General features: G+C 40.5%; 9 protein-coding genes. All 9 read right to left on the minus strand.

Annotated elements, in window-relative coordinates; all coding sequences use genetic code 11:
* Positions 1-288: 288 nt before the first annotated feature.
* Positions 289-489, minus strand: a complete 201-nt coding sequence (locus tag ACWXWT_RS17655; RefSeq protein ID WP_456042889.1) for a transposase — start codon at positions 487-489, stop codon at positions 289-291.
* Between the two features lie 264 nt (positions 490-753).
* Complete coding sequence (locus ACWXWT_RS17660) at positions 754-1,086, minus strand: hypothetical protein (RefSeq protein WP_456042890.1); 333 nt, start codon at positions 1,084-1,086, stop codon at positions 754-756.
* Positions 1,087-1,338: 252 nt separating this feature from the next.
* On the minus strand, positions 1,339-3,261 hold the full coding sequence (locus tag ACWXWT_RS17665; protein WP_456042891.1) for an EAL domain-containing protein: 1,923 nt from the start codon (positions 3,259-3,261) through the stop codon (positions 1,339-1,341).
* Positions 3,262-3,268: 7 nt separating this feature from the next.
* Positions 3,269-3,919: a transglutaminase-like cysteine peptidase gene (locus ACWXWT_RS17670; RefSeq protein WP_456042892.1), complete on the minus strand. Its 651-nt coding sequence runs from the start codon at positions 3,917-3,919 to the stop codon at positions 3,269-3,271.
* 86 nt (positions 3,920-4,005) lie between these two features.
* Positions 4,006-4,611 carry an OmpA family protein gene (locus tag ACWXWT_RS17675; protein ID WP_456042893.1) on the minus strand — a complete coding sequence of 202 codons (606 nt, stop codon included), beginning with the start codon at positions 4,609-4,611 and terminating at the stop codon, positions 4,006-4,008.
* On the minus strand, positions 4,608-5,963 hold the full coding sequence (locus tag ACWXWT_RS17680; RefSeq protein WP_456042897.1) for a TolC family outer membrane protein: 1,356 nt from the start codon (positions 5,961-5,963) through the stop codon (positions 4,608-4,610). Before ACWXWT_RS17680 ends, ACWXWT_RS17675 begins: the two co-directional genes overlap by 4 nt.
* Positions 5,964-6,041: 78 nt before the next feature.
* The gene (locus ACWXWT_RS17685) at positions 6,042-7,424 is read right to left on the minus strand and encodes an HlyD family type I secretion periplasmic adaptor subunit (protein WP_456042894.1); all 1,383 of its coding nucleotides are present in this window, start codon (positions 7,422-7,424) and stop codon (positions 6,042-6,044) included.
* Positions 7,421-9,598 carry a type I secretion system permease/ATPase gene (locus ACWXWT_RS17690; protein ID WP_456042895.1) on the minus strand — a complete coding sequence of 726 codons (2,178 nt, stop codon included), beginning with the start codon at positions 9,596-9,598 and terminating at the stop codon, positions 7,421-7,423. Before ACWXWT_RS17690 ends, ACWXWT_RS17685 begins: the two co-directional genes overlap by 4 nt.
* Before the next feature lie 88 nt (positions 9,599-9,686).
* On the minus strand, positions 9,687-12,409 hold a 2,723-nt coding region (locus tag ACWXWT_RS17695), incomplete at its 5' end, for a type I secretion C-terminal target domain-containing protein (RefSeq protein ID WP_456042896.1).

Below are 12,409 nucleotides of genomic sequence, written 5' to 3' on the forward strand. Positions count from 1 at the left end.
TCAGTTCAGAGTCTCTCAGGTTTTTCAATTCAAGGCACATTGATGTAGAAATGGTTGTTCCCTTTTAAATCGATGTAACACAGAAGTGGAATACCTGAGAGACTCCATTCTGGCGGGTTTCAAAGTCTTTTATGCTTCGTTAGATGCTTTCAAAATACGACTGCATGGTCTATTTTTTTCCATAAAAAATAACACATTCCCACCATCCATGGCGGTCAGATGCTGGAGGTAGAGTAAGGCAGGAGCTTGTTACCGAGGATCACTATTCGCTTCAATCATCTGCCTTGCCTACAGCACTTTGAACTCCCGCTGAAAGATCACATATTTAATAGGATTGGTATAACTATTACCTCGCTTACTTATCCCAAGTAAAATATCTTTGCCTCCACTGCTGTGCTGTTTAGGAGCAATACCAAATGAAGCGGATACATCACGGCCTCGCCTATCATTAGCACCATTACCGACTTCATTAAAATAGGCACTGGACACGATCGGCCCAAACCCCGGTATGGTTTGTATCCTCTGGCAAATGGTATTGCTTTTTACTGATCCAACAATTAATTGGCTATAGGTTCAATACACATGTCTAATACATTAAGTTGTGCTTGTAGTTGCCTTGGTACTTCTGATAATTGTGTGGTTTCATCATCCAGTATTAATGGGATGATGAAACCGTATGTGATTCACACCTTTGTTTAAAATAATGCCGTATTCAGCAATCAGTCTTCTGATTTGATTACAAAGTGCTTACGGTTAGTTCTCAGGCTTTATGTTGTGCTGATTATCTTGTTGTTCTAACGACTTTATACCTACACTTTTAATATGTAGCTGGTTTGCAGCAACAGAAATGGCTAAAGCATCGTTATAATCATTTTTATTGCCAATTAAAAAAGCTTTTACATGTTGAGGTGGAATAAGCTTTACTTTATGGCCACATTTTTGTATTTCTCGAGCCCAATAATGCGATGTCGCACAAGCCTCGAGTGCAACCAAACATGCTGGCTGGTTTTGGAAGAACGCTAATACCTTATCTCGCGTTAACATTTTCTTATTAATTAACCAACCTTGCTCATTGCAGCAAACCATATGAAAAATCGTTTTGCTATGTCTAACCCTATTGTTGTGATCTTCATTTTGGTCTTCTCCCATATTGATTGTTTGTAACTACTTCAATCATGGCGCACAGATGCCGTAGTGGGAGGAGACCATCACATCAGGTAACTTTTACATAAAGGGAATGATTGTTGGTCTTGTCGTCATGTGCTGTGTATAAAAAATGGTGGTGTACGAGCCACTAGAAGAGTGGTTCATACACCTACTTGTTCCAATTTATATTTACTACAGCTTCACATTGACCGGTGGTGCAATAAAACCTTGATAAGCATCTACTCTAAGTTCTGTGAATCGTGTTAGTTGGTCCTTATCTTGGATACCCGTCACAATCACTTGTATGTCTAATCCTTTCGCCACGTTAACTAATGCGCGACATAGTTCGCTGTTATGTTGGTTGTCTTCAATGTAAGCAAATGACTGATCAAGTTTGACATAATTAGGTCGCAGGTTTTGCAAGTAAGCCATTGATCCGAATTGGCGACCGAAATGGTCAATACCAAATTGAGCGCCTGAGTCTCTAATGATTTTACAGAGGTTCTCACAAGCAGCTAAATCGCTATAAACACTGGCTTCTGGGATTTCAAAGCATATACGTTCAGGGTACCTATTGGTTCGCAGGAACTGTTTCAACCAAATATGAAAATCGGCATCATTAATACTTTGGTAAGTAAGGTTAATGGCGACTTGTTCATAATTGCGCTCAAGTAGATGATGTTCGTTGACGGTTTCAATTAAGCAACGGTCGAACATTGTGCCTAACGATAGTAGCTCTACATAGGGTATAAATTGACCCGCATGGAGTATTGTCTCGCCTATTTTTAATTGGCAATAGAGCTCGCGTTGACAAATTTCATCTTTGTTACATAACTGAATCGGTTGCCAGCGGAACTGAAACTTTTTCTCTTTAATGGCATGGCTTAAGTTATTGCGCCATTCTTCTCGGGTGAACAATTGTTTTTGAGTGTTTTCAAACCAATGAAATACTTTTCCGTCTTTAACTGATTGTTGGAGCGCATTATCCGCTTGGGCTAATATATCTGTTACGGTCATTTGCCCGAGACGTTCTGCAACACCAATATAAAATTGTTCATTTGGTTTGCAGCCTGATTTAGATATTTCTTTGTTAATTGTACGTATTAGGCTTTGTAAATACTTGGTTAGTTGGTCATGTTCACAATCTTCCACTAGAAAAGCGAATTCGTAAGCGGCAATACGAGCAATCACTGACGGGGATATTTGATCCTGAAAATGCTGCAGCTTTTCAGCTAAAATACGGATCGTTTCATCACGAACTTGGAAACCATATCTGCTATGAACGTCTTCTAACCAATCCATTTTAACTAAATATAGTGCACCTGTACTGGGCTCACTTAACCAGCCATTAATTCGACTGACCATATATTGTCTATTCGGTAGCCCTGATACTTGATCGACTAGGTTTTTCTTTCTTAATGCCGAGACTTCTTCGTCAAGGGAGTTAAATACCTGTTTTAATTGGGCTGACATGCTGTTAAATGCATTTACCAGTTCTTTTAACTCTCGTGTTTTTGGGGTTGGCATGTCGGGGCCAAATTGGCGTTCAGCAATTTTTTTTGCGTGAATAGAAAGCGTATTTAATGGTTTTAAAATCCAGCTTAATCCTATTCTGGCAAATACGATGGCAATGAGAAACAAAATTGAAAACAAAATGATAATATTTGAAATAATTCGCCACAGTTCATGGTAGCCAAAACCAGGATGTGCAGTGATTTCTAGTTTTGCCAGTTGTAGCCAACCAGAAGTGATTGTGCTTTCTTTTTTGATGGTCTGAAATAGATTTAGGTTGATAAACCATTGCGGCACATCTTCAATGCGAATGGCATTGTTCCACTCTTGTTGTTTGCCGTCTACTAGCCAAGTTAATTTAATTTGTTGGTAATAACCGCCCTCAAAAATAACATTCACTAATGTTTCTGCCCCTGCATCATCACCCGCTTCTAAAACTGGAGTCAGCATTAATCCTAACGAGTTACTGGCATTATTGAGATCAGATTCCATTTGTTTAGTTAAAAAACGTTGAGTCTCTGAAAATTGAACATAGGCAACACTTGTAATGGTTAACAAGAAAAGCCCGAAAAGTAACGCATAGATCTGCCTGAACAGGGTCATGTTGTCACTACTCCATGTTGAGTTTGGGTTGGCGTAAGCGGTCTACACCTAATCTAAGTTTGAGGTCGGTCCATTTTTCAAGGCGTGATGATGAACCGGCTAAAACACCTCGGCCTTTTTCTTTGTTTAGCCATAATTGCTTACCATTAAAGCTGTAAACAGGCAGTAAATCTTTACGTCTGGTTGCCAGCTTGATGGTTTTATCTAAATTGTCGAGCACTAACGGAATCGAATTAGGCTTTTCGTAATAGGCTAAAACCATATGATATTGATTCAGTGATGTCGCTTTTACCATGGTGATCCTGAGCTTATCTTCTGCAATACCGAGTTGAAGCAAGGTGAAATACTTTGCTATTGAAAAGTCTTCACAATCTCCGCCGTTGGCGCCAATAAACTCCATCGGAGATGCCCAGTAATTAGAGTCGCCCCATAATGTTTGATCATCAATGAAGCGAAATAAGTTAAAAAATTGATTAACTTTTTCTAATTTATCTCGTTCAGCAAGTTGCTGTGATTCATTAAGCACCTTAAACCAAGCATTTGCTCGTAATCCAGCTCGTTCACCATAGCGTTTCGACAAAACTGAAACGGTATTTTCTCGGTTCAGTTCTTGGGTCGGTGTTGCATATAAGCATGAAACTAAAAGGGCCGATGTCATAATAAGAAAATGACAGACCCTTTTATATATCGCTGTAATTACTCGGCTGTCTTTTTGACTCAACGAATCAATGCCTTGTCTGTCTGTTAGTCAAGCTGTTCGTCTACCGTGTAGATGTTCCATCTCATTTTGGGGATGGTGTCATCGGCTACAACGGCAGCGATAACGCGACGATTACGTTCTTCGGCTTCAGGTGTACCACTGGTATCAATGGGTTGGTCAAAACTATAACCGATTGCCGTTAAACGACTCGGGTCAATACCAAAGGTATTTTGTAGTATTTCAGTGACGGCCTTAGCTCGCTTCTGAGATAACGCTAAATTAAGTTCATAGCTACCTCGTTTGCTTGTATGGCCTTCAATTGTCACTCTAATGGTCGGGTAAGTCCTCATTAATTTCGCGACTCGTTCTATCTGGCCATAATAATGAGACGCGATTTCGTTGGAATTGTTATTAAACAAGATTTTTAAATCTTGGCGTTCATTGATATCTTGAACGGTACCACAACCGTTGTTGTCGACAGCGGCACCAGCAATGGTTCCTGTGCAACTTTCTCGTGCCATTATGACACCGTCACGATCATTATCCGTAAGATCAAACTCTTGTTGTGTTGACTGATTAACTTCAACAATATCGTTAAGTGAACAACCCACTGTTGTGATTAATGCCAGCAGAATTACAAAATATTTCATTGTGAAACGCCTCCCTGATATTCGCGCTCACCACGCCATTCTCCAGGACGTGTGACTCGAAGTGAGTCGAGTAAATCGCCGGTCGCATTGAGTACTCGATAGCGAGCTGCGATTTCATCGTATTCGGTTTGCAAGTAATCTTTACGAGCTTCAAAAAGCTCATTTTCGGTATCGAGTAAGTCGAGCAGAGTACGCTGACCTAAGTTAAATTGTTGCACATATGCAACTTGAGTTTGTTTGGCTGCGACAACGTGTTCGCGTATGAATTGCTTTTGTGGCGCTAGCATTTCATAGGCATTCCAAGCTAAAGACACTCCTTCAACAACTTGGCGATATGCGCGTTGTTGGATTTCTTTTGCTTCGTTAATTTTATAAGCCGTTTCTCTGTCTTTAGAGACGTCTTTACCACCAGAGAAAAGATTATATTTAACCTTAACCATTGCAACTAAATCATTGTTATAGCCGTTAACATTTTGGCTATTAATTACGCTGAAACCGTCTTCGCCGTCAGTATCATTATTCCAGTTACCATTAAGCTCTAGGCTTAACTGTGGGAAATAATTTGCTTGGCTTGAGCTACGTTCTTTTTTAGCGGCATTGATGTCGCTTTCAGCTGATTTTAGCACTGGATGCTTTGATTTAGCAGACAAGATACCTTTGTCTAAACTGTCGGGCAGCATAGTCACATCTGGTACCGGTAAGATTAAATTCTCCGGTTTTGCTTCAACAATTCTGATAAATGCAGCTCGGGCATCTTCCAAATTGTTTTGTGCTGAAATGACATTGGCATTGGCACGGGCTAGGCGGCCAGATATTTGGGATAAATCGGCTGTAGAACCTAGTCCCGAATCGGTTCGTTGTTTAATTTGGTCATAAATCTCTTTATGACTTGCGAGGTTTTTTTCAGACAACTGCAACACTTGCTCGCTACGGATGTAGTTGAGGTAAACTTTGGTAACATCCAATGCAATATCTTCTGCAGCAGAAAATAATGCCCACTGATCTGCACTTGTCTCAAACGAAGAACGGGCCACTTCGCTACTGGTATAAAAGCCGTCAAAGAGCATTTGTTTGATGCTAAAACCAGCTTCACCACGCTCTAGATCAATCATTCCGTCACTATCGACATCACCTTGACCTGCTTTACGGCGAGTTGAAGGGCTATCTGTTTGCTCCCAGCCATAGCCAGCAGAAATATCTACCGTTGGCATATATCCGGCCACAGCCTGATTGACTTGTTCTTCACGTGCTTTAAAACGATTAAACGCAATACGTAAGTCTGGATTTGTATCCAGTGTGTGTGCAACGGCTTGCTCAAGCGTTTGGCTTGATGCCGTTGGAGCTATCAGCATGGTAAAAGCCAGCGCTACAGCGCTTAGCTTTCTTTGCTGATTTATAATAATTGTCATTAAAAAACCCTCCCGGTCCTTTTAGCGCTCTCTAAGCGCGGTTTCTTTTGCTCTTAGAATTGGATTTAAAATGTACTCAAGTATAGATTTCTTTCCCGTAATGACATCTACCGAAGTGAGCATTCCTGGGATTATTGGCATCTCTGTGCCATCGCTTTTCAATAAACTGGATTCTTGTGTTCGTACTTTTATAATATAGTAACTGTTACCTTCTTCATCTTGAGATGTATCTGCACTAATGTGCTCAACGGTCCCTTTTAATCCACCATAACGGGTAAAGTCGTAGGCCGTGACTTTTACTATGGCGGGTAAGCCTGGATGTAAAAAAGCTATATCTTGTGGTGTAATTTTTGTTTCTATTAGTAGTTTATCTTCTGATGGAACGATTTCCATAATGTCTTCACCTGGCTGCACCACGCCACCAAGGGTATTGAAGTTGATTTTTTTAATCGTACCAATCACTGGAGAAGAAATGACGGCTTTGCTGACTTTGTCGAATGCACCTTTTTGTGCCTGATTCATACGAGATAGTTTAGTTTGCATTTCATTAAGCTGCGCTCGTAAATCAGTAGCATAAACAAATACAGCATCACGGCGTTTTAAGATGGCTTCATCCATTGATGCTTTGACTTTTGGCCGCAATAATCTAACAGATTGTAATTCGCCTTGAATGTCATTGACTGTACGTTCAAGTTTTAACAATTCAACTTCTGGGACAATACCTTTACGAGCAAGTGGGCGAGTTAAGTCAAGCTCTCGGGAGACTAACTGGTAGCTCGTAGTAAGGGTATTAATTCTTGACGCTAATTCTTCAATTTCCTGCTGACGCTGTTGAATTTGACGTACAAGGATCTCTAATTGATTACTTAAATTATCAAGTCGAATTGAATACTCTTCTTGCTGGCGTTTAACTAACTCTGGTTCTTGATCAATAATACTTTGTGGAAAGACCAAGTTTTGTTTGGTTATTTTGACTTGTTGGCGCCAGTCTGAAGACATGTCAGAAATAATAATACTGTCGAGTTCTGTACGCATACGGATAATATTAGTTTGTAATCCGTAGACTTCTTGTTCTTGTTGATCGAAATCAGAGCGAAATCGCGTGTCATCAATGCGAGCTAACGGTTGCCCTTTCGTGACCATTACGCCTTCTTGGACATAAATGTCTTGTAAAATACCGCCGTCTAAACTCTGAATTATCTGTAATTGCGAAGAAGGAATAACTTTGCCCATTCCCGTAGTTACCTGATCTAATTCGGAGAAATAAGCCCAAATGAAAAAGCACACCATCATTGCGGCGAGTGACCAGATAATAAGCCTGTGTCCTGTTGGGGCATCAGTCATCATGGCACCGTAAACGTCATCAACCATTTCTAAATCTGCAGTGGTGAGATGTTTACTCATGAGTTTTGCCCTCCAGCAATTGCCCCAGAGTTAAGTTTTGCAAGTACTTCATCTTTAGGACCGTCAGCCATTACATGTCCTTTATCAAGTACAATAATCCGATCGACTAAATTGAGCAGATGCATCTTATGGGTGATGAGCAACAAGGTTCTATCACGGCTAACAAGTTGCATTGAGCGTACAAATTGTTTTTCTGCACGAGCATCAAGACTTGCTGTTGGTTCATCCATTAGCAGTATAGACGGATCATTTAAAGTTGCTCTTGCCAGTGCCACAGTCTGTCGTTGGCCACGACTCAGTGCTAGGCCACCTTCACCGACTTGTTGATCTAAACCTTCAGATTCTAGGTTGGTAAACATGCTTACCCCTGAAAGCTGAATGGCTCTCATCAATTGATGTTCTGTAACTTGGCGAGAACCAAATAAAATATTGTCGCGGATAGAACCGTGAAACAAGGTGACATCTTGGGGTAAGTAACCGAAATTACGCCTAAGATCGCTTGGGTGAATTTGTCCAACATCAAGTCCATCATAACGAAGACTACCTTGAGTTGGTTTGTATAACCCAAGCAGTAGTTTGGCTAACGTACTTTTACCTGAACCATTTCGGCCAATAATGGCGATTCGCTCACCGGGATTAATGTGTATAGATAAAGGATGCAGACTTGGTTTTTCTGACTCTGGGAAACTGAAGCTGATATTGTCGGCTTCTATTTTTCCCATAAAGCGTTCTTTACTAGGTAGATGCCCCTTGTCTTCAAACTCATCTTCTTGCAGCATTATGGCGTCAAGTTGACGTAATGAGCTAACAGTATGGTTACCGCGAGTAATTAAGCCTGCTAGTTGAGCCATGGGGGCGATAGCTCTGCTCGATAGCATGACTGCGGCAATGATACCGCCCATTGATATTTCGTTATCGGCTAGGCGGTATACGCCCAAAATGACAACTAATACAACGGTTAGTTGTACGATAAAGTTTGCGATATGACTGACATAATTAGACAGCTTTTTAGTTTTTAGCTGCCAATTTGCAGTGTGACCGATCATTTGTTGCCAGCTTTTTTGCACTAAGCCTTCTGCCCCATTGGCTTTAATTGATTCTAGTGCAGATAAACTCTCAATCAGATGCCCGTGTTTTAAACTGGAAAAGCGATTGCTTTCTTCAATTGCTTGTTTGAGTTTTGGTTGTAAATAGAGCGTTGCTGCAATAATAATCAAGCTGCCAATGACTGGAATTATGGCTAAATCGCCTGCCACAATATAAATAATAGCAACAAATAATAAGGCAAAAGGGAGATCGACTAATGCCGTTATGGTTGCAGAGGTTAAAAACTCGCGGATACTGTCAAATTCACCCAATTGTCGAGCCATCCCGCCGATGCTCGGTGAACGCTTTGACAATGGAATACCAATGGCTTTGGCAAATAATTTTGAAGATACAATAATATCGACTTTTTTTCCTGCTACATCAATCAAATAACTTCTTAATTGACGCATAACAAAATCGAATAGATACGCAATACTTGCCCCAATAGCTAATACCCAAAGCGATTCAAATGCAAGGTTGGGTACCACTTTGTCATATACATTCATAATGAATAGTGGTGACACCAATGCAAATAAATTAACTAATACCGAAGCAATGAGGGCATCGCGATAGATGGGGGCTGAGTCTTTAATACTTTGCAATAACCAGTGGGTGGTATTGTCATGAAGGTGGACATCAAAACTTTTATCGCCACGGTAATCTTGTTTTACGAGAAATAGATAACCGACATATAGCGTTTCTAAGGCTTCAATGGTAAGTGTATCTTCACCACCCGTCTCAGGTAGTTGAATGATAGCTTTATCTTGCTCGAAGTTGATTTCCCGTAAGATGCAGGCCTTTTTGTCTTTTAGCAATAAGATACAAGGCAGTAAAATACCTGATATTTGGTTTAAGTCTTTACGGGACAATTTTGCTGACAAACCAGCTCTAGCTGCTGCTTGTGGCAGTAGCTCAGGTGTAATCACCGCGCCTGATAACGGAAGACCAGCTGCCAGAGAATCTATTGAGCAAGGGCTGCCAAAGTGTTCAGTTAGTAAGACGAGACTGTCAAGCAGTGGATCGACAGTTACCCTTTGGGAAGCCGAAATTGTCCACTGTTCGCTTATTTTAGACGCAGTAATAGGCACCTAATAATAGTCCTTAAATTTTTGTTGTTAGTATTATTATTATCGTATGCGCCACATAATACTATCTGGCGCAGTCAATGTGTTGTTATTAAGGAATAATATTTACACTGTTCTCTTCATTTATGTCTGCAAATGTGGTTGCTGGCGATGGCGCTGGTGTTGCGGCATCAACAACCAACGCGCCGTCATTGAGCAGTCCATTAATGATAACGCCATCTGTTGCACCATACTCTTGTGATAAGTCGACGCCATCAAGCACAATCACTTGGTCAACAATACCATCGTTATCGGCATCGATAGAAATGGTTGTGCTGCCATTATTGAACGAGAAATCTAGATAGTTTTCTAAATTTCCACTTTGTTCATTTTGCAGTAAGTCGCTGATATGAAGGGTGTCATGGTTAACTTCGAAATCTTTAATGGTGTCGATACCAGTATCACCTTTAGACCATACAAAGGTGTCGTTGCCTAGACCACCAATAAGTGTGTCATTACCTAGGCCACCGATCAGTACGTCATTGCCTTCACCACCATTGATGACATCGTCACCGCCTTGACCAAATATAATATCGTTACCAATTCCACCATTCAATATGTCATTTCCGTCATATTGATTGTTGATATTAAATTCACTGATGTGTTCTCGAATATATTCATGCACAGCTTTAACATCAATATCGGCAACATTTTGGCCTGTTTTATCAGCAATAAAAATTTGTAAAGCGGCATAACCTTGCTGGTTGCTGCCGGCGAATTGAGTTAAGTCACCAAAGATAATGTCATTGCCTGCACCGCCATCAACGGTATCATCACCTTGAAGCAACTGAGTCTCAGTACCTAAAATAACGGAAGCAAGATTACTCGCATTTACGCCTGTAACGGGAGTGTTGTCAGAATCATAATACCTTAACGTATTATAATTAATGCCATTACCAATCCCGATAGCTTCTACTTCTGAAAGAGCATCTAGACGAGCAAAAGCATCTGGGGTGCTATTTGTATTTCTATTAGGATAACCATCAGTAACAAAATAAGTTAAGTTTTCACCATTCGTTAAGGTTGAAAACCAATCTGTTGCCGCATTAAAGCCTGCCGTATAATTTGTATTACCATTTGAGCTCATACTAGTTAGTGCAGCTGAGAGTATGGTAAGTGCATTCGCGTCAGCTAAATTGACTGAAATTGAAGAGTTAAGACCTGAATCAAAATCGACCAATAAGATATTCACCGTGCCTGAATGGGTACCAGTAGTACTTGCTTTAAGTGTATTAAATACCGAGCTGAGCTGAGCTTTCATCGTATTGAGCTGACTAGTTCCTACACTGCCTGAGGTATCGACAATAAATGCGATGTTATAATTTTGACCATCAACAATATTAATCTCATATTGATCACTAACAATTATATCGTTACTAGGTGTCCCGTTAATAACATCATCTTGAGGGTTACCAGTATATTCTGCATAAGTTTCGCTTGGATCAGCTTCACCAACAATGTTAATCGTTACTGTTGCCGTATCGGTGGCGCCATATTGATCCGTTACGGTATAAGTAAAGGTATCGGTTGTCAGTTCACCAGCGTCAAGTGCTTCATAGACATTATTTGTATCATAAGAATAAGTGCCATCACTATGTATGGTTAACAATGCACCACTTGGCAGTAAGATAACTTCTCCATCTGCAACGGATGTGCCATTAACTCCAGTTAGAGTGAATGTATCTCCTTGAGAATCAAGATCATTATTTAATAATCCCTCGGTGATATCTCCAATTGTTAACACTCCATCTTCTGAAACAATATAGGTTCCCATAATGGCTGGGCCTGAAGCGGTGACATTGGTCAAGAAGTAATCTGATGAATCATCTAAGGCGCTTCCACTATCTGTTTCACGAACAGTTTCTGTTGCTTCAAAGACCAATTGGTCAAACACAATGTTGCCAGTATTTATATTGAAGGTTCCTGTATCGCCAGAAAGATTCTTAAAGGTATCTGTTGCGACTAATTGGCCATTATAATAAACCTTCCAAACACCTTGTTCGCCATAGTTTTCATTAGCAAATAGGTTTGAGACACTAAATGTAGCTTGGTTTACGAGTCCATTAAAATCAATAACGATAGCTTCTGATTTACCAGAATGTGAGTCATATTCAATTTGCTCAGTAACTTCGCCAGAAGTGCGTGGTGTACCAGAAACCCCAAGTTTATTAGAACCAGGTTCAATGTTAACTGTAGTTATTGAGCCATCTATTTTTCGAGCTGAAATTGACATTAGATTTTGGCCGTTAGACTGCGGAATATTCCAAGCGTTAGCGGCGCCCGTAGTGACACTATATGCTGAACCAGGGGTGTCATCATTTGCTGTAACATTATTCAGATTAAAAGTAACAAGAGCAGTGTCAGATAATGAATCGTTGTCCGTAGTCTCAACAATTAAATTAATTTGGCTAGCATTATCATAGTCAATTTTCGTTGTGTCATTGACAGAAATAACACCTGTCTGTGCATTAATGATAAATGCGCCATCTTCACTGACTAAGCTATTGGTGCCATTGGATAACACAAATGAATAAGACAATATATCCCCGTCCACATCAGTATCATTACCAGTATTGGCTTCGTTAACGTCATAGACATTCGTCCCATTCGCAATAGAATCATTGATTGTCGTGCTGTAATCATCTATTTCAGGGCCTTCATTGACATCGAGTTCAGTGAGGGTGACGTTAATGTTGCTGGTGTTGACGCCATCTGAGGCGCCGACGACCAAGTCATGGACGTTGGCCATGACTTCAAAGTCATTGGCCGCCGCGG

This window comes from Shewanella sp. A22 (genome assembly GCF_053850585.1).